Annotated in this window: 23 protein-coding genes and 1 tRNA gene; 16 read left to right on the top strand and 8 right to left on the bottom strand. The window is 66.2% G+C overall.

Translation table 11 applies throughout. The features are described from left to right. Window positions 1-46: 46 nt before the first annotated feature. Window positions 47-949 (bottom strand): 30S ribosomal protein S2, encoded by a 903-nt coding sequence (rpsB, locus tag K1T73_RS09520; protein ID WP_220600484.1) that lies wholly within the window; start codon window positions 947-949, stop codon window positions 47-49. Window positions 950-1,355: 406 nt separating this feature from the next. Here rpsB and K1T73_RS09515 point away from each other — a divergent pair, with 406 nt between their 5' ends. Next, complete coding sequence (locus tag K1T73_RS09515) at window positions 1,356-2,105, top strand: DUF502 domain-containing protein (RefSeq protein WP_220600483.1); 750 nt, start codon at window positions 1,356-1,358, stop codon at window positions 2,103-2,105. Here the strand turns inward: K1T73_RS09515 and K1T73_RS09510 are convergent. Together K1T73_RS09510 and K1T73_RS09505 are read right to left on the bottom strand one after the other, a co-directional pair. Then, complete coding sequence (locus K1T73_RS09510; RefSeq protein WP_220603690.1) at window positions 2,098-3,108, bottom strand: patatin-like phospholipase family protein; 1,011 nt, start codon at window positions 3,106-3,108, stop codon at window positions 2,098-2,100. The two genes, K1T73_RS09515 and K1T73_RS09510, sit on opposite strands and share 8 nt — an antisense overlap. A 100-nt stretch (window positions 3,109-3,208) precedes the next feature. Beyond that, window positions 3,209-3,982 carry a 3-hydroxybutyrate dehydrogenase gene (locus tag K1T73_RS09505; protein WP_220600482.1) on the bottom strand — a complete coding sequence of 258 codons (774 nt, stop codon included), beginning with the start codon at window positions 3,980-3,982 and terminating at the stop codon, window positions 3,209-3,211. Window positions 3,983-4,252: 270 nt separating this feature from the next. Here K1T73_RS09505 and K1T73_RS09500 point away from each other — a divergent pair, with 270 nt between their 5' ends. After that, on the top strand, window positions 4,253-6,076 hold the full coding sequence (locus K1T73_RS09500) for an extracellular solute-binding protein (protein ID WP_220600481.1): 1,824 nt from the start codon (window positions 4,253-4,255) through the stop codon (window positions 6,074-6,076). Between the two features lie 21 nt (window positions 6,077-6,097). On the opposite strand, the gene K1T73_RS09495 is transcribed toward K1T73_RS09500, so the two are convergent. Then, a complete protein-coding gene (locus K1T73_RS09495) occupies window positions 6,098-6,721 on the bottom strand; it encodes a helix-turn-helix domain-containing protein (protein WP_220600480.1) in 624 nt (207 codons plus the stop codon). A gap of 67 nt (window positions 6,722-6,788) precedes the next feature. On the opposite strand from K1T73_RS09495, the gene K1T73_RS09490 reads away from it, so the two are divergent. The 5 genes from K1T73_RS09490 to K1T73_RS09470 all read left to right on the top strand — a co-directional run bounded on the left by K1T73_RS09490 (window position 6,789) and on the right by K1T73_RS09470 (window position 11,809). Beyond that, window positions 6,789-8,315, top strand: coding sequence for a class I adenylate-forming enzyme family protein (locus K1T73_RS09490; RefSeq protein ID WP_220600479.1), 1,527 nt, complete (start codon window positions 6,789-6,791; stop codon window positions 8,313-8,315). Next, a complete protein-coding gene (locus tag K1T73_RS09485; protein ID WP_220600478.1) occupies window positions 8,302-8,946 on the top strand; it encodes a DsbA family protein in 645 nt (214 codons plus the stop codon). Before K1T73_RS09490 ends, K1T73_RS09485 begins: the two co-directional genes overlap by 14 nt. After that, window positions 8,939-9,280 (top strand): potassium channel family protein, encoded by a 342-nt coding sequence (locus K1T73_RS09480; RefSeq protein ID WP_220600477.1) that lies wholly within the window; start codon window positions 8,939-8,941, stop codon window positions 9,278-9,280. The genes K1T73_RS09485 and K1T73_RS09480 overlap by 8 nt, the downstream gene beginning before the upstream one ends. Next, window positions 9,277-10,491 (top strand): multidrug effflux MFS transporter, encoded by a 1,215-nt coding sequence (locus tag K1T73_RS09475; protein ID WP_310794385.1) that lies wholly within the window; start codon window positions 9,277-9,279, stop codon window positions 10,489-10,491. Before K1T73_RS09480 ends, K1T73_RS09475 begins: the two co-directional genes overlap by 4 nt. A 103-nt stretch (window positions 10,492-10,594) precedes the next feature. Beyond that, the gene (locus K1T73_RS09470) at window positions 10,595-11,809 is read left to right on the top strand and encodes an NADP-dependent isocitrate dehydrogenase (RefSeq protein ID WP_220600476.1); all 1,215 of its coding nucleotides are present in this window, start codon (window positions 10,595-10,597) and stop codon (window positions 11,807-11,809) included. A gap of 93 nt (window positions 11,810-11,902) precedes the next feature. On the opposite strand, the gene K1T73_RS09465 is transcribed toward K1T73_RS09470, so the two are convergent. Next, window positions 11,903-12,364, bottom strand: coding sequence for an Lrp/AsnC family transcriptional regulator (locus K1T73_RS09465; RefSeq protein ID WP_220600475.1), 462 nt, complete (start codon window positions 12,362-12,364; stop codon window positions 11,903-11,905). Window positions 12,365-12,509: 145 nt separating this feature from the next. On the opposite strand from K1T73_RS09465, the gene cysG reads away from it, so the two are divergent. The 6 genes from cysG (at window position 12,510) to K1T73_RS09435 (ending at window position 17,999) form a co-directional block, all read left to right on the top strand. Continuing rightward, window positions 12,510-13,898, top strand: coding sequence for a siroheme synthase CysG (gene cysG, locus K1T73_RS09460; protein WP_220600474.1), 1,389 nt, complete (start codon window positions 12,510-12,512; stop codon window positions 13,896-13,898). Further along, window positions 13,898-14,209: a DUF2849 domain-containing protein gene (locus K1T73_RS09455; protein WP_220600473.1), complete on the top strand. Its 312-nt coding sequence runs from the start codon at window positions 13,898-13,900 to the stop codon at window positions 14,207-14,209. Before cysG ends, K1T73_RS09455 begins: the two co-directional genes overlap by 1 nt. Window positions 14,210-14,269: 60 nt before the next feature. Continuing rightward, complete coding sequence (locus tag K1T73_RS09450) at window positions 14,270-15,937, top strand: nitrite/sulfite reductase (protein WP_220600472.1); 1,668 nt, start codon at window positions 14,270-14,272, stop codon at window positions 15,935-15,937. Further along, on the top strand, window positions 15,924-16,664 hold the full coding sequence (locus K1T73_RS09445; protein ID WP_220600471.1) for a phosphoadenylyl-sulfate reductase: 741 nt from the start codon (window positions 15,924-15,926) through the stop codon (window positions 16,662-16,664). Before K1T73_RS09450 ends, K1T73_RS09445 begins: the two co-directional genes overlap by 14 nt. Continuing rightward, the gene (locus K1T73_RS09440) at window positions 16,661-17,071 is read left to right on the top strand and encodes a DUF934 domain-containing protein (protein ID WP_220600470.1); all 411 of its coding nucleotides are present in this window, start codon (window positions 16,661-16,663) and stop codon (window positions 17,069-17,071) included. Before K1T73_RS09445 ends, K1T73_RS09440 begins: the two co-directional genes overlap by 4 nt. 76 nt (window positions 17,072-17,147) lie before the next feature. Then, window positions 17,148-17,999 carry a ferredoxin--NADP reductase gene (locus tag K1T73_RS09435; RefSeq protein ID WP_220600469.1) on the top strand — a complete coding sequence of 284 codons (852 nt, stop codon included), beginning with the start codon at window positions 17,148-17,150 and terminating at the stop codon, window positions 17,997-17,999. A 30-nt stretch (window positions 18,000-18,029) separates the two neighbouring features. On the opposite strand, the gene K1T73_RS09430 is transcribed toward K1T73_RS09435, so the two are convergent. Beyond that, on the bottom strand, window positions 18,030-18,398 hold the full coding sequence (locus K1T73_RS09430; RefSeq protein ID WP_220600468.1) for a nuclear transport factor 2 family protein: 369 nt from the start codon (window positions 18,396-18,398) through the stop codon (window positions 18,030-18,032). A 126-nt stretch (window positions 18,399-18,524) separates the two neighbouring features. Between K1T73_RS09430 and K1T73_RS09425 the strand changes: the two genes are divergently transcribed. The 3 genes from K1T73_RS09425 (at window position 18,525) to K1T73_RS09415 (ending at window position 20,955) form a co-directional block, all read left to right on the top strand. Next, window positions 18,525-20,147, top strand: coding sequence for a peptide chain release factor 3 (locus K1T73_RS09425; protein WP_220600467.1), 1,623 nt, complete (start codon window positions 18,525-18,527; stop codon window positions 20,145-20,147). Window positions 20,148-20,260: 113 nt separating this feature from the next. Next, window positions 20,261-20,337 (top strand) — tRNA-Met (locus K1T73_RS09420). A gap of 138 nt (window positions 20,338-20,475) precedes the next feature. Next, window positions 20,476-20,955 carry a hypothetical protein gene (locus K1T73_RS09415; RefSeq protein ID WP_220600466.1) on the top strand — a complete coding sequence of 160 codons (480 nt, stop codon included), beginning with the start codon at window positions 20,476-20,478 and terminating at the stop codon, window positions 20,953-20,955. 69 nt (window positions 20,956-21,024) lie between these two features. Here the strand turns inward: K1T73_RS09415 and K1T73_RS09410 are convergent, their stop codons facing one another. Together K1T73_RS09410 and K1T73_RS09405 are read right to left on the bottom strand one after the other, a co-directional pair. Continuing rightward, on the bottom strand, window positions 21,025-21,420 hold the full coding sequence (locus K1T73_RS09410; protein ID WP_220600465.1) for a hypothetical protein: 396 nt from the start codon (window positions 21,418-21,420) through the stop codon (window positions 21,025-21,027). Window positions 21,421-21,433: 13 nt separating this feature from the next. Further along, window positions 21,434-21,859, bottom strand: coding sequence for a hypothetical protein (locus tag K1T73_RS09405; RefSeq protein ID WP_220600464.1), 426 nt, complete (start codon window positions 21,857-21,859; stop codon window positions 21,434-21,436). Between the last annotated feature and the right edge of the window lie 37 nt (window positions 21,860-21,896).

Here is a 21,896-nt window from a genome sequence, read left to right as displayed (position 1 = left end):
CGCGCCTCCCCTGTCATGTCATCGCAGCGTCGCGGCGGGGCCGCGATCAGCCCTTGGCGTCTTCCTTGGCCTCTTCGACCTTTTCCTTGGCGTCCTCGCGGACCTCCTCGGTCGATTTGAGATCGAGCGGCGCGTCCTTGCGCATGGTGTCGTCATGCGCCGTCTCGTCGCTCACGTCGCCCGTCTCGACGCCGCCACCGACAAGCGCCTCTTCGCCCGGCGCCTCGGCCAGCGCGCCCACGTCGACGCCCGCCGCGCCCATCTGGGCCGACATGCCGTCAAGTGCCGCGCGGCTCACCAGGTCGCAATAGAGCGAGATCGCGCGCGCCGCGTCATCGTTGCCGGGGATGATATAGTCGATCCCGTCGGGCGAGCAATTGGTGTCGACCACGGCCACGACCGGGATGCCGAGCTTGTTGGCCTCGGCCACGGCCAGCGCCTCTTTCTTCACGTCGATGACGAAAAGCATGTCGGGCGTGCCACCCATTTCGGCGATGCCGCCAAGGCTCGCCTGGAGCTTCTCTTGGTCGCGTTCCATGCCCAGACGCTCTTTCTTGGTCAGGCCCTCGGCGCCCGCTTCCAGCGTCTCGTCGATTTCCTTCAGACGCTTGATCGACTGGCTCACGGTCTGCCAGTTGGTGAGCGTGCCGCCCAGCCAGCGGTGGTTCATGTAGAACTGCGCGCTTTTCTCGGCCGCCTCGGCGATCGGCGCGCTGGCCTGCCGCTTGGTCCCGACCATGAGGACGCGCCCGCCCTTCGAGACCGTCTCGCGGATCGCGTTCAGCGCCGCGTCGAGCATCGGAACGGTCTGCGTCAGGTCGATGATGTGGATGCCGTTGCGCGCGCCGTAGATGAACTCGCCCATGCGGGGGTTCCAGCGCTGCGTCTGGTGGCCGAAGTGAACGCCGGCCTCGAGCAGCTGGCGCATGGAGAACTCGGGAAGAGCCATGTCTTTATCCTTTTCCGGTTTTCGCCTCGGCACGGGATGAGAAGCGGATACTTCAACCGGTGGACTGCCGGGGATGTCTCCCCCGGACGGGCCCGCCCGTGCCTGCGGATTTCAGTGTCGCGCGTATAGCGGGGGCATGAGCGCGGCGCAAGGCTTGATTTCAACGCGTTCGCGTCAGGCCGCCTCTCCCGCCGGAGGCAGCCCGCAATCCCCCGTGATCGGCAATCCCGGCCCGCGCCTTCCGCGGTCATGAAACACCTCTCGCTCGGGGCAGTTGCCATCATAATTCCGCCCTCCCGGGCCACAAGTCCGGAATTGCCGGCTTTCGGATCTTCCGGATGACGCCTGCCCGTTGCCCGCGCGTCAAAACGCCCTTACATAGGCGTGACCACACGGGACCGCCTGAATGAACACACCCTTCGACGACGATCCGAAGCGCGCGCGCAGAAGTGGGCTCTTTTCGCGCATGCGCGCGAACTTTCTCACCGGGCTCGTGGTCATCGCGCCGGTGTTTCTCACCATTTGGCTGCTGTGGTCCCTGATCGGCTTCGTCGACGGGGTGGTCCTGCCTTTCCTGCCCGGCGCCTACCAGCCCGAGGTGCTCATCAACCGGCATATCCTGGGCCACACCTCCCCCACGGATCCCGGCTGGGTCAGCATCAACATCCACGGGCTGGGCGTGGTGGTCTTTCTCATCTTCACGCTATTCGTGGGCTGGATCGCCAAGGGTCTCATCGGCCGCTCGCTCATCGCCTGGGCCGAGAGCCTGGTCGACCGCCTGCCGGTCGTGCGGTCGATCTATTCGGGCGTCAAGCAGATCTCCGAAACGGTCTTCGCGCAATCCGAGCGCAGCTTCGAGAAGGCGTGCCTCCTGCAATACCCGCGCAAGGGGATCTGGGCCATCGGCTTCATCTCGACCAGCGCCAAGGGCGAGATCGCGGCCAAGCCCGAGACCGGCGGCGAGCTTCTGTCGATCTTCCTGCCCACCACGCCCAACCCCACCTCGGGGTTCCTGCTGTTTCTTCCGCGCGAGGACGTGATCGAACTCGACATGTCGATCGAGGACGCGGCCAAGCTCGTGATCTCGGCGGGTCTCGTCTATCCCGGTCAGAAAAGCGCCACCGCGACGGTCGAGCCCGAACCCGAGCTCAGTTGAACATCGCGGCCAGGTCGACCGTGCCGCGCTCGTTCAGATCGTCGAAATGCTCCGCCAGGAACCCATCCGCCGCGGCGCGCCCCGCATCGCGCAGCGTCCACATGAGCTCCGGCACCGGCACCAGCTTCGTCGCGACCGACAGATCGCGCATCAGCGCGTCATCCGCGATCATGTGGACGAGCACGTTCTTCATCCGCCCCGGCGACAGCGCGCCCTCCCTCAGCAGCCGCTGGACGAAGGCGATGGCCCGCAGCTCGCGCAGGAGCGAGCTGTTGAAACTGATCTCGTTGATGCGGTTCTGGATGTCGTGGGCGGTGCGCGGCACGTCCTCGCGGGTCAGCGGATTGATGTTGATGATCACCACGTCCTGCGGAAACTCTTCCTCGAAGAGCGGGAAAAGCGCGGGATTGCCCGTGTAACCGCCGTCCCAGTAATGCTCGCCGTCGATCTCGACCGCCTGGAACAGGTTCGGAAGACAGGACGAGGCGAGGAGCACGTCGGTGCTGATCTCCGCCTCGGGAAAGACGCGGATCTTGCCGTCGCGCACATTGGTCGCGCTCACGTACAGCGCGGGACCGTCCTCGGTGCAGACCTTGTCGTAGTTGAAACTTTCGGCGATGGGGCGCAGCGGGTTGCGATAGAACGGACCATAGGCATAGGGCGACATCGCGCGGCTCACCGTGTCGGCCATGGCGAACGGCACCGAGAGCGCCATCGCCCGGCTCACCCCCGAGGCCGGGAAGCCCGCCGCCATCCAGGCGGGCCAGCGCATGTCCTCGACGGCGCCCATCCGCTCCCACAGCCACGACAGCTTCTCGCGCGCGCCCTCGCGCCCGCCCTCGACCCAGCCGGACTTGAGCGCGGCGCCGTTCATCGCGCCCGCCGAGGTGCCCGACATGGCCGCGATCTCGATCCGCTCGTCCTCGAGGATGCGATCCAGCACGCCCCAGGTATAGGCGCCATGCGCCCCCCCGCCCTGAAGCCCGAGGTTGATCCGCTTCACCCTGGCCACGCCACACCTTTCTTCTTGCCGAAAATATCCTGGGGAGCGCGAGGGGTGAAACCCCTCGCCCGGGTCGGGCCGACGACGTCGGTCCGATCCTTCAAAGCGCGGTCCAGCCGCCGTCCACGCTGATCGTCGTCCCCGTCACCTGCGCCGCCGCGTCCGAGCAGAGGTAAAGCGCGGTGCCGCCAAGCTGCTCGACCGTCGCGAACTCCTTCGAGGGCTGTCGCTTGAGCATGACGTTCTTGATCACGTCCTCGCGGCTCATGTCGTATTCCTTCATCGTGTCGGGGATCTGCGCCTCCACGAGCGGGGTCAGCACGTAGCCCGGACAGATCGCGTTCGCGGTGATCGGTTCCTCGGCGGTTTCCAGCGCCGTCACCTTGGTCAGCCCGACGACGCCGTGCTTCGCCGCCACGTAGGCGCTCTTGTAGGGGCTCGCGGTCAGGCCGTGGGCGCTCGCGATGTTGATGACGCGGCCCCATCCCGCCTTGCGCATCACGGGCAGCGCGGCGGCTGTGGTGTGGAAGGCCGAGCTGAGGTTGATCGCGATGATCGCGTCCCATTTCTCCTGCGGGAACTCGGGGATCGGCGCGACATGCTGGATGCCAGCGTTGTTGACCAGCACGTCGCACGCCCCCGCCTTCTCGATCAGCGCGCGGCATTCGTCGGCCTTCGACATGTCCGCCTGCACATAGCGCACGTCGACACCGTGTTCCGAGGCCATCTTCTCGGCCAGCTTGTGATCCTCGTCGCGATCCGTGAAGGAGTTCAGCACGACGTTCATGCCCGCCTTGGCGAACTCCGTCGCGATACCGAGCCCGATGCCCGAATTCGATCCAGTGACGATCGCGGTCTTGCCCTTGACGCTCATGTGATGTCTCCCGTTTCCGCCATTGCATGTGTCATGCTGCATGTGCGAATGGCGGGACGGGAATGGCAAGGGGTCGGGCCAAAAAAAACGCCGGCACAAGGCCGGCGTTAAGTTATTGAGGCAGGTTTCATACAGGCAAGAAACCTATCGAGCAGTAACCTCTTTATAAGCAATCCCGCGCCGCAATCCAAGCTAAAAGTTTGAAAAGACATGAATCCGTCTTTACCCTCAGGCCCAACCATACAAGGGCAGACAGGAATTGTTCACGATATGACACCGGTTTATTTCCGCGCGGGCGTGCTCGCCCTCACGATTTTCCTGGGGGGATTCGGTGCGCTCCCCGCCCAGGCCGAGCCGCGGCACGCCATAGCTATGTATGGCGACCCCGCTCTGCCACCCGATTTTGTGTCCCTGCCCTACGTCAACCCCGACGCACCCAAGGGTGGGCGCGTCGTCACCGGCAACGTCGGCGGCTTCGATTCGCTCAACCCCTTCATCATCCGCGGCACCCCGCCCTGGCAGCTTCGCTACATGGCCTACGAGTCGCTGATGGTCCGCTCCGAGGACGAACCTTTCACCATCTACGGCCTGCTGGCCGAATCGGTCGAGGTGCCGGACGACCGCTCCTGGGTCGAATTCACCCTGCGCCCCGAGGCGCGCTTCTCGGACGGAAGCCCGGTCACGGTCGAGGACGTGATCTGGTCCTTCGAGACGATCGGCGGCGAGGGGCACCTGCGGTACCGCGGGCTCTGGGACAAGGTCGACCGGATCGAGGCCACCGGCCCGCGGAGCGTGCGGCTCACCTTCAACGCGCCCGAGCGCGATCTGCCGCTGCTCGCCGGTCTGCGCCCGATCCTCAAGAAGGCGCAGTGGGACGGGCGCGACTTCACCGAGGGCCGGCTCGAGGATATCCCGATCGGCTCGGCGCCCTATGTCGTCACCGATTACGAGGTCGACCGCCATGTCACCCTCAGCCGCGATCCGGATTACTGGGGCCGCGACCTGCCGGTCCGGCAGGGCACCAACAATTTCGACGAGATCCGCATCGAGTTCTACGGCGACGACGCGGTGATGAAGGAAGCGTTCAAGGCCGGCGCCATTTCCTACATGCGCGAATTCAACGCCGAAGCCTGGGACCGGCAATACGACTTCCCGGCGGTCCGACGCGGCGACATCGTGAAATCGGAGATTCCGCACCAGAAACCTTCGGGGATCACCGGTTTCGTGATGAACACGCGCCGCCCCCCGCTCGATGACTGGCGCGTGCGCGAGGCGCTGATCCTCGCCTTCAATTTCGAGTATATCAACGACGCGCTCACCGGCGGCAAGCAGCCGCGCATCACCTCCTATTTCTCGGGCTCCGAGCTTGCCATGCAGGAGGGCCCCGCCTCGCCCGAGGTCGCGGCCCTGCTCGAACCCTTCCGCGACAGCCTCCTGCCCGGCGCGTTCGAGGGCTATTCCCTCCCCCGCAGCGACGGGACCAAGCGCAACCGCGCCAATATCCGCCGCGCGGCGGACCTTCTGGACGAGGCGGGCTGGACCGTGCAGGACGGTGTGCGCCGCAACGCCGAAGGCCGCCCGCTCGAGCTGAACGTCGTGCTCAAGCAGGACGCTCTCGTGCAGCAGGCCACCTCGATGATGGAGATCTACGCCCGCGCGCTCGAGCGGCTTGGCATCGCGCTCAAGGTAGACAGCATCGACAAGGCGCAATACGCCGCGCGCGAGGACACCTACGACTTCGATCTCGCCTTCATCCGCCGGTCGCTCTCGCTCAGCCCCGGCAACGAACAGTATTTCTACTGGGGTTCTGAGGGCGCCGACGCGCCCGGCAGCCGCAATCTCATGGGCATGAAATCTCCCGCCGCCGAGGCGATGATCGCGCGCATGCTCTCGGCGCGCACCCGCGAGGAGTTCATCACCGCGACCCGTGCGCTCGACCGGGTGCTCACCACGGGCCGCTACGTGATCCCGATCCATCAATATGCCGTGGGCCGCATCGCGCATCAGAAGGAACTGAAGTTTCCCGGCGACCGCCTCCCCATCTACGGCGACAGCGTCAATTTCCTGCCCGAGGTCTGGTGGTACGAGGACTGATCCGGTGCCACACCGCCGCCGTCAGGTCAGCGACGTCACCCAGAGGATCGTCGCGTCATCCTCGCTGATCGAGATGACGTTATGGCCCATGGTGGCATCGTAATAGGCACTGTCGCCCCGCCGCATGTCCACGGGCTCGTAGAACTCGGTGAAAAGGCGCACCACGCCGGTCAGCACGAAGAGGAATTCCTCGCCGTCATGGCGGACCCATCCGTCGAACTCGTCCATGGTCCGCGCCCGGATGCGCGCATGATAGGGCAGCATCTTCTTCTTGGTCAGCGTGTCGGCGAGCAGCATGTGCTCGTAGGTGGTGGTGAGGTATTCGGTCCCGTCCCCGGCCTTGGTCATCGCCATCCGGCCGTTGATCTGGTCGCGCTGCGGCGGCGTGAAAAGCTGCGGCACGCTGATCTCGAGCCCGACGGCAAGCTTCTTGAGCGCCTCGTAGGTGGGCGACATCTGCCCGTTCTCGATCTTCGATAGCGTCGAGCGTGCCAGACCCGCCTGCCGCGCCGCCTGTTCCAGCGTCCAGTCGCGCGCCTTTCGCAGCTCGCGCACCCGCTCTCCGAGGTCCAGCGGCTCGGGCTGTTCCTCGCCGCCGCTCCTGCGCGCGATACGGATCAGGTTCTCTGGGTTCGGGTGCTCCATGGACCGATTCTATACGAACGGCGCCCCCCACTTGCAACTCCGACGCGCCCGGCCTACGCCTTCGCCCATGCTCTCCGTCGTCGATACCGGGCCGCCGCCGCCCTGCCCCGCGCCATTCAACATGGCGGCTCATGTGCTGATCCATGCCGAGAGCACGCCGGAGCGGATCGCGCTCGCGGTGGTGGGCCCAAGAGGGGCCGAGGAGTGGAGCCATGCCCGCCTCGCGGCGGCGGTGCGCGGCACGGCGACGGGGCTTCTCGAACGCGGCCTCGGGCCCGGCGATCGCGTGCTCCTGCGACTTGGGAACACGGTCGATTTCCCCATCGCCTATCTCGGCTGCATCGTGGTGGGGCTCGTCCCCGTGCCCACCTCCCCGCAACTGACGGCGCGCGAGGTGGCGGCACTTCTGCCCGACCTGGCGCCCGCCGCGATCCTGCGCGATCCGGCCATCGCCTGCCCCGAAACGGAGGCGCCGCAGATCGCGCCCGACGCGCTCCGCGCCATGCGCGAACTTCCGCCCGCGCCCTTCGCCATGGGCGATCCCGGGCGACCGGCCTATATCGTCTACACCTCCGGCACCGCCGCGAGGCCGCGCGCCGTGATCCACGCGCATCGCGCGGTCTGGGCGCGGCGCATGATGCACGAGGGCTGGTGCGGGCTCGGGTCCGATGACCGGCTTCTCCACGCCGGTGCGTTCAACTGGACCTACACGATGGGCACGGGCCTCATGGATCCCTGGCATGTCGGCGCCACGGCGCTCATCCCCGAGGCTGCTCTGCCCGTCGACGCGCTCCCCGATCTCCTGAAACGCTACGAGGCCACGATCTTCGCCGCGGCGCCGGGGATCTATCGCAAGATCCTCAATCTCGGGACATCGCTCGATCTGCCCCGGCTCCGCCACGGTCTTTCGGCGGGCGAGAAGCTCTCGCCGCGCATCGCCGCCGACTGGCACGCCGCCACCGGCACCGCGATCTACGAGGCTTACGGCATGTCCGAATGCTCGACCTTCGTCTCGAGTTGCCCCGCGCGCCCCGCCCCCGCCGAAAGCCTGGGCTGGCCGCAACCGGGCCGCCGCGTCGCCATCCTGGGCGAGGACGGCCCGGTACCGCGCGGCACGCCGGGCGTCATCGCCGTCCATCGGGACGATCCCGGCCTGATGCTGGGCTACCTGGGCTGCGAGGATCCGATGGACGGGCGCCTGCGCGGCGACTGGTTTCTCACCGGCGACCAGGGGCTGATGGCCGAGGACGGCGCGATCACCTATCTCGCGCGCAGCGACGACATGATGAACGCCGGCGGCTACCGCGTCTCGCCGCTCGAGGTCGAGGAGGCGCTGGCCGGCATCCCCGGCATCGACCAGATCGCGGTGACCGAGGTCGAGGTGAAACGCGACGCGCGGCTCATCATGGCCTTCTACACCGGCGCGGCCCCCCTGCCCGAGGACCTGCTCGCACGCCATGCGGCCGAGCGGCTCGCGCGTTACAAGTGCCCCCGCGGCTTCTTCCATGTCGAGGCGCTTCCGACCAATCCCAACGGCAAGCTGCAACGCCGCGCGCTCGCCCAGTTCTACGAGGCCCGCCATGGTGCGTCTTGATATCGTCTCGGACCCGATCTGCCCGTGGTGCTACATCGGCAAGGCCAATCTCGACACCGCGCTGCGCAACCGCCCCGATCATCCATTCGAGATCGTCTGGCACCCGTTCCAGCTCAACCCCGAGATGCCGCCCGAGGGCATGGACCGCCGCACCTATCTCGAGGCCAAGTTCGGCGGCAAGGAGGGCGCGGTCGCGGCCTACAAGCCCGTGGTCGAACGCGCCGAGGCAGCGGGTCTCGTCATCGATTTCGACGCGATGCAGCGCACGCCGAACACGATCGACGCCCACCGCCTCATCCACTGGGCCGAGGCCGAGGAGCGGCAGCACGCCATGGTGGACGCGCTCTTCGCGGCCTATTTCGCGCAGGGCCGCGACATCGGCGACCGCGCGACCCTCGCCACCATCGCCGGCGAGGTCGGGATGGATGCCGACATGGTGGCACGCCTTCTCGACAGCACGGCGGATATAGAGGACGTTCGCGCCCGCGACCGCCAGTTCCGCGAAATGGGCGTTTCGGGCGTCCCGCTCTTCCTCGTCGCCGGGCGCCACGCCGTCCCCGGATGCCAGCCGCCCGAGCTTTGGGAACAGGTGATCGACGAGATCCTCGCGCAGGTGAACGGCGATGGCTGAGAGAAAACGACTGCGGTTTCGCGCGGCCTCGATCCTCGGCCTGCTCGTCACCATCATTGCGTCCGGCACGATCTTTTTCCGCTGGACCGAAGGCTGGTCTTGGCTCGACAGCTATTTCTTCACGGTCGTGACGCTTTCGACCGTGGGCTACGGCAATCTCGTGCCCGCGACGTCCATGGGCAAGATCGGCACGACGGTCCTCATCTTCGTGGGTCTCGGCATCTTCGCGCTGGCCATCCAGAACTTCGCCGAGTTCACCGTACACCGGCGCGCGAGGCGCCGGCTTCGGACCGAAGCGCAGGACACCGGGGACGAGCCGGGGCGCACGCCTTGAAGCCCCCCGTTGACGCACCGTCGCGCCCCGAACTGGTGGCGATGCTCGCGATGATGTTCGCCACCATCGCCTATTCGATCGACGCGGTTCTGCCCGCGCTTCACTCGATCGGGGAGGAGCTTTCGCCCGACAACGTCAACGCCGCGCAGCTGATCATCACCTCCTTCATCCTCGGGATGGGGATCGGCACGGTCGTCACCGGGCCGCTCTCGGACACGTTCGGGCGCAAGCCCGTGGTGGTCGCGGGCGCGGGCTTCTACATCGTCGCGGCGGGCTTTGCATGGTGGGCGCCGACGCTCGAACTGGTCCTGGCGGGGCGGCTCGTCATGGGCATCGCCACGGCCGCGCCCCGCATCGTGACGCTCGCCATCATCCGCGACCTCTTCTCGGGGCGCGAGATGGCGCGGCTCATGTCCTTCGTGATGATCGTCTTCGCGCTCGTCCCGGCGCTCGCTCCGCTCGTGGGCGCATGGGTCATGGGCTTCGGCGGCTGGCGTGCGATCTTTCCCTCCTTCATCCTCTTCTCACTCGTGGCCACGCTCTGGCTCATGATCCGCCTGCCCGAGCCGCTTCCGCGCGAAGAGCGGCGTCCCTTCCGCCCGGCGGCGCTCACGCAGGCCATCGCCGAGACCTTCTCGCACGCCTCGGTGCGCAGCTCGATCCTGGTGCAGGGGCTCTGCTACGGGATGCTTTTCGCCATGCTTTCCTCGGTGCAGCAGATCTACGAGATCACCTTCGACCGCGCCGACAGCTTTCCGCTTTGGTTCGGCCTCTGCGCGGTCTTCGCCGCCACGTCGAGCTTTCTCAACGCGGCGCTCGTCATGCGGCTCGGCATGCGCTTCCTGGTGAGCGCGATGCTCACGGTGCAGATCGGGCTCTCGGTCCTCATGGCGCTCGTCTGGCTCTGGCAGGCCGGGGCCGCGTGGATGTTCTATGCCTTCTTCGCGTGGCAGGTCAGCGTCTTCTTCCAGACCGGGCTCACCCTCGGCAACATGAACGCGCTTGCCATGGAGCCGTTGGGCCACATCGCGGGCACAGCCGCCAGCGTGATCGGCGCCGCTTCGACCGTGCTGTCGGTCCTCTTCGCGGTGCCGGTTGGTCTTGCCTTCGACGGAACGCCCCTGCCGCTCGCCATCGGGGTCGGGGTCTATGCCGCGATGGGGACGGCGCTGATGATGCGGCTCAAGCGGATCGAGGCACGCGGGCGCTGATTGCCGGTATACGGTTGCATACCGTCTTCCCCGCGCCGCCCCGATGCGCTATGAGACGCGCCAGACACCCGATTCACCGTTCGCCAGCGAAAGGCCCTGCCCCATGACCAAGATCAAGGTTGAGAACCCCGTCGTCGAACTCGACGGCGACGAGATGACCCGCATCATCTGGGACTTCATCAAGAAAAAGCTGATCCTGCCCTATCTCGACGTCGATCTGCTCTACTACGACCTCGGGATCGAGGAACGCGACCGGACCGACGACCAGATCACGATCGACGCGGCCGAGAAGATCAAGGAAATCGGCGTCGGCGTGAAATGCGCCACCATCACCCCCGACGAGGGCCGGGTCGAGGAATTCGGCCTCAAGAAAATGTGGCGCAGCCCCAACGGCACGATCCGCAACATCCTGGGCGGCGTGGTCTTCCGCGCGCCGATCATCTGCCGCAACGTGCCGCGCCTCGTGCCGGGCTGGACCAAGCCCATCGTGATCGGCCGTCATGCCTATGGCGACCAGTATCGCGCCACCGACATGAAATTCCCCGGACCCGGCACGCTCTCGATGAAATTCGTGGGCGAGGACGGCACCGTGATGGAGGAAGAGGTGTTCAAGGCCCCCTCCTCGGGCGTCTACATGGGCATGTACAACCTCGATGACTCCATCATCGACTTCGCCCGCGCATCGATGAACTACGCGCTCAAGATGGGCTGGCCGCTCTACCTCTCGACCAAGAACACGATCCTCAAGAATTACGACGGCCAGTTCATGATCCTCTTCCAGAAGATCTTCGACGAGGAATTCAAGGACCAGTTCGAGGAAGCGGGCATCACCTATGAACACCGCCTGATCGACGATATGGTCGCGGCGGCGATGAAATGGTCCGGCGGCTTCGTCTGGGCGTGCAAGAACTACGATGGCGACGTGCAGTCCGACACCGTGGCACAGGGCTTCGGCTCGCTGGGCCTGATGACCTCGCAGCTCATGACGCCGGACGGAAAGATCGTCGAGGCCGAGGCGGCGCACGGCACCGTCACCCGCCACTACCGCCAGCACCAGCGCGGCGAGGAGACCTCGACCAACTCGATCGCCTCGATCTACGCTTGGACCGGCGGGCTCAAGCACCGTGCCAAGCTCGACGGCAACGAAGAGCTCAAGCACTTCGCCGAGACCCTCGAGAAGGTCGTCGTCGACACCGTGGAATCGGGCCACATGACCAAGGATCTCGCCCTTCTCGTCGGCCCCGACCAAAGCTGGCTGACCACGATGGGCTTCCTCGAGAAGGTGGACGAGAACCTGAACAAGGCGCTGGCGGGCTGATCCCCGCTCAGGGCGAGACATGGGAACGGGGCGCTCCAGGGCGCCCCGTTTCCTTCTGTCCAAAGGGCGGCCGAAGCTCCGCCCGGCCGCGCGTCAGAGCGGCAGCGCGGTCGAGGACTTGATCTCCTCCATCGACAGAAGCGCCGTGACGTTGTGGACCTTCACCTCCGAGATCAGCGCCTGGTAGAACGTGTCGTAGGCCCGCGCGTTCTCGACCCGGACCTTCAGGATATAGTCGATGTCGCCGGCCAGCCGGTGCGCCTCCTGCACCTCGGGCCGGTCGCGCAGCGCCTTGAGAAACGCCGCCTGCCAGCCCGCGTCATGCTCGGATGTGCGGATGAGCACGAAGAAACAGGCCTCGAATCCAAGCGCCTCGGGATCGAGCAGGAAGGTCTGCTGACGGATCACGCCCCCCTCACGCAGCTTGCGGATGCGATTCCATACGGGCGTCTTCGAACTGCCCACCGCCTTGGCGATATCGTCGAGGGATTGCCCCCCGTCGCGCTGCAGCTGCGAAAGGATTTTTCGGTCGAGATCGTCGATGCGGACGGACATTCGCGGTTTTCTCCATTCTTGGAATTCCCGGACTGGCCGATGGCGGTTACGGAACGAACGTTCTTATTCCTCCGCGCATCTGGCGCTTGATCGGGAATAAATTCTATATCTTGGGGCAAGTCAATCGAAGCGGGGCGGTGCCGTCATGAAACATTTTCCCATCTTTCTCAGCCTCGAGGGCCGGCGCGTCGTCCTTTCGGGCGGCGGCGATGCGGCGCTTGCGAAACTGCGCCTGCTTCTCAAGACCGAGGCAGGGATCACCGTCTTCGCCCCCGACCCCGCGCCCGAGATCGCCGACTGGGCCGCCGAGGGGCGCCTGACCCTTGTCCGCCGTCCCGTGGCCCCCGGCGACATCACGGGCGCCGCGCTCTTCTACGGCGCCGACGAGGATCCGGTCGAGGATGCGCGCACCGCCGCCATCGCCCGTGCCGAGGGCGCGCTCACCAATATCGTCGACAATCTCGAGGACAGCGCCTTCATCACCCCCGCCATCGTCGACCGCGATCCCGTGACCGTCGCCATCGGCACCGAGGGCGCGGCGCCGGTGCTCGCGCGTGCGATCAAGGCCGATCTCGAGGCGCGCCTGCCCGCGACGCTGGGCATCCTCGCCCGCCTCGGCAAGGCGTTCCGCGCGGCCGCCGACATCCTGCCCATGGGCCGTGCGCGCCGCGATTTCTGGTCCGACTGGTATTTCCGCGACGGCCCCCGCGCGCTTGCGCGGGGCGAGGATGGCGCGTCCGGCGCGCTGGACGAACTTCTCGCGCGCCACGCAAGCCGCGACGCCCGCGCGGGTCACGTCGCGTTCGTCGGCGCCGGTCCGGGCGACCCCGAGCTTCTGACGCTCAAGGCCCGCCGCGCGCTCGACGAGGCCGACGTGGTGATCCATGACCGGCTCGTCACGCCCGCCATCCTCGAGCTCGCCCGCCGCGAGGCCACGCTGATCGACGCCGGGAAAGAGGGCTTCGGCCCCTCGATGACGCAGGACGACATCAATGCACTCATCGTCGAGCATGCGGCACAGGGCGCGCAGGTCGTGCGCCTCAAGGGCGGCGATCCCACCGTCTTCGGCCGTCTCGACGAAGAGATCGAAGCCGTGACCGCGGCCGGCATCCCCTTCCACATCGTTCCCGGCATCACCGCCGCCTCGGCCAGCGTCGCGGCCATCGGCCAGAGCCTCACCAGCCGCGGGCGCAACACGTCGCTGCGCTTCCTCACCGGCCACGACATGAAGGGCTTTGCCGATCACGACTGGGCCGCGCTGGCCCGCCCCGGCGAGGTCGCGGCGATCTACATGGGCAAGAAATCGGCCCGTTTCATCCAGGGCCGCCTGCTCATGCACGGCGCGGCTCCCTCCACCCCCGTCACCGTGATCGAGAACGCCTCGCGCCCCGATCAGCGCATCCTGGCCACCACGTTGGGCGCCCTGCCCGCCGACCTGGCCCGGGCGGCGCTCACCGGCCCCGCGCTGACCTTCGTCGGTCTTGCCCCCCGCGCGGCGCGCGCCGAACTCACCCGCCAGCAGGAGGTCGTCTGATGCCTAAAGCCTTCACCCCCAAGGTCATCACCGCCAATGCCCTCATTGAGGGCGATGTCGTCTATTTCACCGAAGCCGACGACTGGACGCGCCACCTGGCGCAGGCCGAGCTTCTGACCGACGAGGCCGATGCGCAGCTGCGCCTGCTGACCGCCGAGGCACAGGCCGACAAGGTCGTGGGCGTCTATCTCGCCGATGCGCGCGCCGGTGAGAACGGCCCCGAGCCCACCCATTTCCGCGAAGATTTCCGGCGCCGCGGCCCGTCGAACTATGCCCATGGGAAACAGGAACACCACGCGCCCCGGCCCTGATACGGGGCCTCGACCCGAGAGGTTCCGGGGTCAAGCCCGGGACGCGAAGGAGAAAAGCTGATGTATGACTACACCGATTTCGACGCGGCCTTCGTGGCCGAGCGCAACCGCCAGTTCCGCGCCCAGGTGGAGCGCCGCATCGACGGCTCGCTCACCGAGGACGAGTTCAAGCCCCTGCGCCTGATGAACGGGCTCTATCTTCAGCTTCACGCCTACATGCTGCGCGTGGCGATCCCCTATGGCACGCTCAATTCCCGCCAGATGCGGCAACTGGCCTACCTGGCCGAGCGGTGGGACAAAGGCTATGGCCATTTCACCACGCGCCAGAACATCCAGTATAACTGGCCGCGCCTGCGCGACGTGCCCGACATGCTCGACGCGCTGGCCGAGGTGGGGATGCACGCGATCCAGACCTCCGGCAACACGATTCGCAACGTGACCGCCGACCATTTCGCCGGGGCCGCCGCCGACGAGGTGGCCGATCCCCGCCCGGTCGCCGAGCTTCTGCGTCAATGGTCCACCGACCACCCCGAGTTCCAGTTCCTGCCGCGCAAGTTCAAGATAGCCGTCACCGGCTCCGAGACCGACCGCGCCGTCATCAAGGCGCATGACATCGGCCTCCAGGTTGTCGAGCGTGCGGGCCAGATCGGCTACCGCGTGCTCGTGGGCGGCGGGCTTGGTCGGACGCCGATGATCGGCAAGGTGCTGAACGACTTCGTGCGCCAGGAAGACCTGCTGCCCTACATCGAATCCGTCGTGAGCGTGTGGAACCTCCTGGGACGGCGCGACAACAAGTTCAAATCGCGCATCAAGATCACCGTGCACGAGCATGGTATCGAAGAGATTTCGCGCCGCGTCGATGCCCATTTCGCGCGTATCCGGCCGACATTCTCCGGCATCGACACCGCGCTTTTCGAACGGATCAAGGCGGCCTTCGCGCCGCCCGCCTTCCGCGAGGCAAGCACCGGGGTCTTCGAAACCGCGCGCCGCACCGATCCGATCTTCCGCGCCTGGAGCGACACGAACCTCGCCCCGCACCGCGCGCCGGGTTACGCCATCGTGCAGATCAGTCTCAAGGCCCACGGCGCCACGCCGGGCGACGCCACGGCCGAACAGATGCGGGTCATGGCCGACCTCGCGGAACGCTATGGCCATGACGAGCTGCGCATCAGCCACGAGCAGAACGTCATCCTGCCGCATGTGCACAAATCCGACCTGCCCGCCATCCACGCGAGCCTGAAGAAGCACGGGCTCGCCACCGCGAATATCGGGCTCGTCTCCGACATCATCGCCTGCCCCGGCATGGACTATTGCGCGCTTGCCACCGCCCGCTCGATCCCGGTGGCGCAGGGGATCGCCACCCGCTTCGAGGAATTGAAGCTCGAGCATGACGTGGGACCGCTCAAGATCAAGATCTCGGGCTGCATCAACGCCTGCGGGCATCACCACGTGGGTCATATCGGCATCCTCGGGCTCGACCGTGCGGGCGTCGAGAACTACCAGATCACGCTGGGTGGCTCGGGCGCCGAGGACGCGACGCTGGGCGATCGCACCGGGCCGGGCTTCGCCTATGACGAGATCGTGCCCGCCATCGAACGGATCATCCGCGCCTATCTCGCGCATCGCGAGAGCCGCGACGAAACCTTCCTCGAGGCCTATCGCCGCCTCGGTCTCGCGCCGTTCAAGGCCGCGCTCTACGAGGAGGCCCAGGTCCATGCCGCCGAGTGACGATCTCCCCGCTCGCGTGGGCGGGCTCAACGACTGGTATCGCCTCAACTCGGCCACCAGCGTGCTGCGCCATGCGCTCACCTCGCCCGAGACCGGGCGGCTTGCCCTCGTCTCGAGCTTCGGAGCCGAGGCGGTGGTGCTCCTGCACATGGTCTCGGTCATCGACCGGACCACCCCGGTGATCTTTCTGGACACCGAATTGCTCTTCGCCGAAACCCTCGTCTACCAGCAGGAGGTGGCCGAGCGCCTGGGCTTGCGCGACGTGCGCATCGTGCGTGCCGACCGCGCCGAGGTGGCCCGCACCGACCCCGAACAGACGCTGCACCGACACGATACCGACGCCTGCTGCGCCCTGCGCAAGACGCGCCCGCTTGCCCGCGCGCTCGACGGGTTCGACGGCTGGATCACCGGGCGCAAGCGCTATCACGGCGGCGCGCGCGCCGCGCTCGACTTCTTCGAAACCGAAGAGGGCACGGGCCGGATGAAGATCAACCCGCTGGCCTTCTGGCGGCGCGAGGACATGCAGACCTACATGGAGGAAAACCGTCTGCCCCGGCATCCGCTCGTGGCGCGCGGCTATCCCTCGATCGGGTGCATGCCTTGCACGACGCCGATCAGCTCCCCGGATGAAGACCCCCGCGCAGGCCGTTGGCGCAACACGGAAAAAACCGAATGCGGCATCCATCTTGTCGATGGAAAACTCGTCAGAACAGGAGAAAGCGCATGAGCATCCTCGTTACCGACCAGGGCTTCGGCCCCGATGATTTCACCGCCCCCATCACGGCGCTCGAAGACGCGCGTGCGGGCCACGGCATCGACCTTCCCTCCTCGACCGATCCGGTCGAGCTTTCGGGTCGGCTCTCGGGCATCACGATGATCCGGGTCGATTTCCCGTCCTTCGCCGATGGCCGCGGCTTCACCATCGCGCGGCAGTTGCGGCTCATGGGCTACACGGGGCGGCTGCGCGCCCGCGGCCACGTGATCGCCGACCAATACGCGATGGCCCGCCGCGCCGGTTTCGACGAGGTCGAGATCGACGAGGAGCTTGCCGCGCGCCAGCCCGAGGCCCAATGGCTCGCCCGCGCCGATTGGCGCAACCACGACTACCAGGCGCGGCTCAGAGGTCAGGGCTGACCGGCCAAGACCCTTCACCTGACATGGATCAACGACTATCAGAGGGTGTCGGCCTAATCGTGCCGGCAATGAAACCATGAACGAGATTACCAAAGTGACCGACGCCGCCCCCGTCAAAGCGACGCCCACCCTTCCCGACGCCCAGACCGTGACCGAGGTCACGCACTGGACCGACCGGCTCTTTTCCTTTCGCGTGACGCGCCCCGCCTCACTGCGCTTCCGCTCGGGCGAATTCGTGATGCTGGGCCTCATGGGCGATCCCGATCCCAAGACGGGCAAGCAGAAGCCGCTCCTGCGCGCCTATTCCATCGCCTCGCCTTCCTGGGATGACGAGCTTGAATTCTACTCGATCAAGGTGCCCGACGGCCCGCTCACCTCGCGGCTTCAGCATATCCAGCCCGGAGACCAGATCATCCTGCGTCCGAAGCCGGTGGGCACGCTCGTCCACGACGCGCTCCTGCCCGGCAAGCGGATCTGGTTCTTCGCGACCGGAACGGGTTTCGCGCCCTTCGCCTCGCTGCTGCGCGATCCGCAGACCTACCACGATTACGACGAGGTCATCATTGCCCACACCTGCCGCGAGGCGGGCGAGCTGGCCTATGGCGCCGAGATCATCAACAACATCCGCCACGACGACATGCTCGAGGAACTGATCGGCGAGGGCTTCTCGGACAAGATCCGCTACTATCCGACCACCACGCGCGAAACCTCGGCCAAGATGGGGCGCATCACCGACCTTCTGCGCTCGGGCGAGGTGTTCGAGGACCTGGGCATCGCGCCGATCTCGCCGGAAACCGACCGGGCGATGATCTGCGGCAACCTGGCATTCAACCTCGAACTGAAGGAATTGCTCGAAAGCTACGGTCTCGAGGAAGGGGCGAACTCCGACCCCAAGACCTATGTCGTCGAGAAGGCCTTCCTCGACTAGGACCCGTCGAGGCTTCCGGCACGCACGCCATCAGGACATGGCATAGAAGAACTCCTCGCGGACGATCCTGTCATCCGCGACGGTATAGACGCCCACCTCTTCCATGTCCCATGTCTTGCCGGTCTCCTTTTCACGCGCCGTGACGCGGAAGATCACCGCGAACCGGTCGTCACCATGCGGCAGCGGGTCCGAGGTCTCCGCCTCCAGCACCTCCATCGAGGCCTCCCACCAGTCGTGCTTGGCGCGGATCGCGTCGAGGCCCCGCACTTCGCGCCCCCGCCCCATGTCGGCGGCCTCGACCGAAATCGCGTCGGGCGCATAGAGGCGTTCGAGATTCTCCGCCTCCCGCCCTTCGCGGCACCCCGCGACAAGGGCCTTCGCCGTGTCCATCATCGACATCCTTCGTTCTCCCGATGTGTTCTACTTATGTTCCGACCCTATGACGCGCCGTCCGTCCCTGTCCAGCGCCCCGGTTTCCCTGCGCGGCACCTTGCCTAACGCCACGCCCGCGCCTATACGGCGCTCATGCTGGACCAGACCCCCAATCGCCCCGATCTGCCGCCCGAAATCGCGCGGCGCCGCACCTTCGCGATCATCTCGCACCCGGATGCGGGCAAGACGACGCTGACCGAGAAATTCCTGCTGTTCGGCGGCGCGATCCAGATGGCGGGCCAGGTCCGCGCCAAGGGCGAGGCACGGCGCACACGCTCGGATTTCATGCAGATGGAGAAGGATCGCGGCATTTCGGTCAGCGCCTCGGCCATGTCCTTCGATTTCCAGAGCGGCGATCGCAATTTCCGCTTCAACCTCGTCGACACGCCCGGCCACTCGGACTTTTCCGAGGACACCTACCGCACCCTCACGGCGGTGGATGCGGCCGTCATGGTGATCGACGGGGCCAAGGGCGTCGAGAGCCAGACGCAGAAGCTCTTCGAGGTCTGCCGCCTGCGTGACCTGCCGATCCTCACCTTCTGCAACAAGATGGACCGCGAGAGCCGCGACACGTTCGAGATCATCGACGAGATCCAGGAGATGCTCGCCATCGACGTGACGCCGGCAAGCTGGCCCATCGGACAGGGCCGCGACTTCATCGGCTGCTACGACATCCTGCGCGACCGGCTCGAGCTCATGGACCGCGCCGACCGCAACAAGGTGGCCGAATCGATCAGGATCGAAGGGCTCGATCACCCGAAACTCGCCCAGCACGTCCCTGCCAACCTCATCGACCAACTCCGCGAAGAGCTCGAGATGGCGCGCGAGCTTCTTCCAGAACTCGACCCGAAATCCGTTCTCGAGGGGCACATGACCCCGATCTGGTTCGGCTCCGCGATCAATTCCTTCGGCGTCAAGGAGTTGATGAACGGCATCGGCCGCTACGGTCCCGAGCCGCAACCCCAATCCGCCGAACCGCGCCAGATCGCGCCCGACGAGGACAAGGTCACGGGCTTCGTGTTCAAGGTGCAGGCCAACATGGACCCCAAGCACCGTGACCGCGTGGCGTTCCTGCGCATGGCGAGCGGTCATTTCAAGCGCGGCATGAAACTCACCCATGTGCGCACGAAGAAACCCATGGCGGTCTCGAACCCGGTCCTCTTCCTCGCCTCCGATCGTGAACTGGCCGAGGAAGCCTGGGCGGGCGACATCATCGGCATCCCGAACCACGGCCAGCTTCGCATCGGCGATACCCTTACCGAGGGCGAGGCCCTGCGCGTCACCGGCATCCCGAGCTTCGCACCGGAGCTGCTGCAAACCGCCCGCGCGGGCGACCCGATGAAGGCCAAGCACCTGGAAAAGGCGCTCATGCAATTCGCCGAGGAGGGCGCGGCCAAGGTCTTCAAGCCCGCCTTCGGCTCGGGCTTCATCGTGGGTGTCGTCGGCGCGCTGCAATTCGAGGTGCTGGCCAGCCGGATCGAGCTGGAATACGGCCTGCCGGTGCGGTTCGAGGGCTCGCAATTCACCTCCGCCCGGTGGGTCAAGGGACCGACCGAGGCGGTCGAGAAATTCACCGAGGCGAACAAGCAGCACATCGCGCATGACAATGACGGCGACGTTGTCTATCTCACCCGGCTGCAATGGGATATCGACCGTGTCGCGCGCGACTGGCCCGAGATCACGCTGTCGAACACCAAGGAAATGATGGCGGGCTGATCGCGGCGGCTGCGGAACCCGGCAAATTTCCGACCCCCACGCAGACCGTCCGATTTTCTCGCGCAAACCCTCTTGACCCCTGCCCGACCCCGGCATATCAGCAGCCCATCTTCGGCGGAGTAGCTCAGTTGGTTAGAGCAGCGGAATCATAATCCGCGTGTCGGGGGTTCAAGTCCCTCCTCCGCTACCATTTTCCCAAGACCCGACCACTTCACGACGCGCCCGACAGGCATCGCGCGTTTTTGATTGCATGGTGAAATCTCGCAGGCCACAAACACCCGCGCCGTCCGCTCCGGTCGCGTCGACTTCCCTGTCCAAGGACCTGCCCATGTTCCGGCCCCCGCTCCTCGCGGCCCTGCTTGCCGCCCTGCACCTCATCCCCGCCCACGCCGGCGACTATTGCGTCCTCGACGGGACCGAGATGTTCGCCTGCACGTTCAAGAACGGCGCGAAACGGATCGAGGTCTGCGATGCCGCATGGCTCGCCGGCGACATGGTCTCCTACGGCTTCCTCGATGCACGAGGAACCGTCGAGAAGGAGACCGTCCTCGACAAAGCGTCGCTGCCCTACATCCCCTGGTCCGGCGTGGGCGGTTCGGCCACCGGCTCGGTCATCTTCCCGTCGGGCGACCACCTCTACGGGGTCTGGATGGCTTCCGAGCGGGTGCCCGACGGCGAGGTCGAAGGCGGCATCAACGTCGCCCGCGACGGTGCGGAAATCGCGCGGCTTACCTGCGATCCGGGCTCCGTCACCGGCGATCTGCCCGCGCTGATCGACATGATCGACACGGCCCAGATTTCGCCCTGACCGCCTCCTCCCGACGCGGCCGCGCGCATCCTGTCCAAAAATGACCTGTCGCGACGCGGCCAAGCGGGTTCAATCGCAGCGCAGCCAGAACTCCACGTATTTCCCGCGGATGAACCGCGTCACGAACCGCGCCTTCACCGTATCACCCTTGTAGGTGATCCTGTGATCGCCCCGTATCCCCTGCGTTCCCGACGGGTTCTCGGCGTAGACGGCAAGCGTGGCATTGTCCCGATGCAGCAGGTCGCGGCCGTTCTTCTGCGGTGCGATCCGCTCTCCCGGAGACAGCGTGAACCAGCCCGCCGTGTTCCACTTCTCCGGTGCCGGCGAATGCTGCACGATGAACTGGAATGTTTCGGTCTCGCAGGCGTTCACGAGGACGAGGATACGCGGACGGTCCTTGTTCCGCTCCGCTTGCGCCGCCGTGGTCAGAAGGCAAAGCGCGAGGATGCTGACCAGGTATCTCATGATCGCATACTCCTCAGAACAGCCGACAGGTCATCTCGAACAGAAAGGCCCCATCCTCGAAATCACCGAAGGCGGGCGTGGACAACACATAGCCCCTGTCGCTGATCGGGATGACGCTGAACCGCGTCTGCGGATCGTGGTTCGTGTCGAAATACCCTCGCCCGTCGGCCGTATCCGCATAAGCATAGAGGTATTTGCTGAACTCGTGCCGGATGCGCGCGCCGTCGTGGCTCAGGAACGCCGTCTCACCGGGCGCGAACGTGTACCAGCCCGCATTGCGCCAGTCACCTGGGCGCGGCATGTAGCGCACCATCATATACATCTCCGCGTCACAGGTGTTGTGGACCTTGATCTCGACGCTATCGTCCTGTGCCGCGACCGGCCCCGCGACCCACGCGATCACACAAGCCAGCGCGCCCGAGAGTAATCGGCTCCCCATGCCTTACCCCTCCCCTTGTCGGGAGCAGCAAAGCACA

The sequence above is a fragment of the Roseovarius sp. SCSIO 43702 genome (genome assembly GCF_019599045.1).
Classification (GTDB): domain Bacteria; phylum Pseudomonadota; class Alphaproteobacteria; order Rhodobacterales; family Rhodobacteraceae; genus Roseovarius.
This window is presented reverse-complemented; position numbering and strand designations above follow the sequence as displayed.

Excerpts from the sequence above, each read along its gene's own strand:
- rpsB (WP_220600484.1), bottom strand. The coding sequence starts at position 949 with ATGGCTCTTCCCGAGTTCTCCATGCGCCAGCTGCTCGAGGCCGGCGTT.
- K1T73_RS09480 (WP_220600477.1), top strand. The coding sequence starts at position 8,939 with ATGGCTGAGAGAAAACGACTGCGGTTTCGCGCGGCCTCGATCCTCGGC.
- cysG (WP_220600474.1), top strand. The coding sequence starts at position 12,510 with ATGAAACATTTTCCCATCTTTCTCAGCCTCGAGGGCCGGCGCGTCGTC.
- K1T73_RS09450 (WP_220600472.1), top strand. The coding sequence starts at position 14,270 with ATGTATGACTACACCGATTTCGACGCGGCCTTCGTGGCCGAGCGCAAC.
- K1T73_RS09500 (WP_220600481.1), top strand. The coding sequence starts at position 4,253 with ATGACACCGGTTTATTTCCGCGCGGGCGTGCTCGCCCTCACGATTTTC.
- K1T73_RS09485 (WP_220600478.1), top strand. The coding sequence starts at position 8,302 with ATGGTGCGTCTTGATATCGTCTCGGACCCGATCTGCCCGTGGTGCTAC.
- K1T73_RS09455 (WP_220600473.1), top strand. The coding sequence starts at position 13,898 with ATGCCTAAAGCCTTCACCCCCAAGGTCATCACCGCCAATGCCCTCATT.
- K1T73_RS09490 (WP_220600479.1), top strand. The coding sequence starts at position 6,789 with ATGCTCTCCGTCGTCGATACCGGGCCGCCGCCGCCCTGCCCCGCGCCA.
- K1T73_RS09495 (WP_220600480.1), bottom strand. The coding sequence starts at position 6,721 with ATGGAGCACCCGAACCCAGAGAACCTGATCCGTATCGCGCGCAGGAGC.
- K1T73_RS09440 (WP_220600470.1), top strand. The coding sequence starts at position 16,661 with ATGAGCATCCTCGTTACCGACCAGGGCTTCGGCCCCGATGATTTCACC.
- K1T73_RS09410 (WP_220600465.1), bottom strand. The coding sequence starts at position 21,420 with ATGAGATACCTGGTCAGCATCCTCGCGCTTTGCCTTCTGACCACGGCG.
- K1T73_RS09505 (WP_220600482.1), bottom strand. The coding sequence starts at position 3,982 with ATGAGCGTCAAGGGCAAGACCGCGATCGTCACTGGATCGAATTCGGGC.
- K1T73_RS09470 (WP_220600476.1), top strand. The coding sequence starts at position 10,595 with ATGACCAAGATCAAGGTTGAGAACCCCGTCGTCGAACTCGACGGCGAC.
- K1T73_RS09430 (WP_220600468.1), bottom strand. The coding sequence starts at position 18,398 with ATGTCGATGATGGACACGGCGAAGGCCCTTGTCGCGGGGTGCCGCGAA.
- K1T73_RS09445 (WP_220600471.1), top strand. The coding sequence starts at position 15,924 with ATGCCGCCGAGTGACGATCTCCCCGCTCGCGTGGGCGGGCTCAACGAC.
- K1T73_RS09415 (WP_220600466.1), top strand. The coding sequence starts at position 20,476 with ATGTTCCGGCCCCCGCTCCTCGCGGCCCTGCTTGCCGCCCTGCACCTC.
- K1T73_RS09425 (WP_220600467.1), top strand. The coding sequence starts at position 18,525 with ATGCTGGACCAGACCCCCAATCGCCCCGATCTGCCGCCCGAAATCGCG.
- K1T73_RS09465 (WP_220600475.1), bottom strand. The coding sequence starts at position 12,364 with ATGTCCGTCCGCATCGACGATCTCGACCGAAAAATCCTTTCGCAGCTG.
- K1T73_RS09405 (WP_220600464.1), bottom strand. The coding sequence starts at position 21,859 with ATGGGGAGCCGATTACTCTCGGGCGCGCTGGCTTGTGTGATCGCGTGG.
- K1T73_RS09515 (WP_220600483.1), top strand. The coding sequence starts at position 1,356 with ATGAACACACCCTTCGACGACGATCCGAAGCGCGCGCGCAGAAGTGGG.
- K1T73_RS09435 (WP_220600469.1), top strand. The coding sequence starts at position 17,148 with ATGAACGAGATTACCAAAGTGACCGACGCCGCCCCCGTCAAAGCGACG.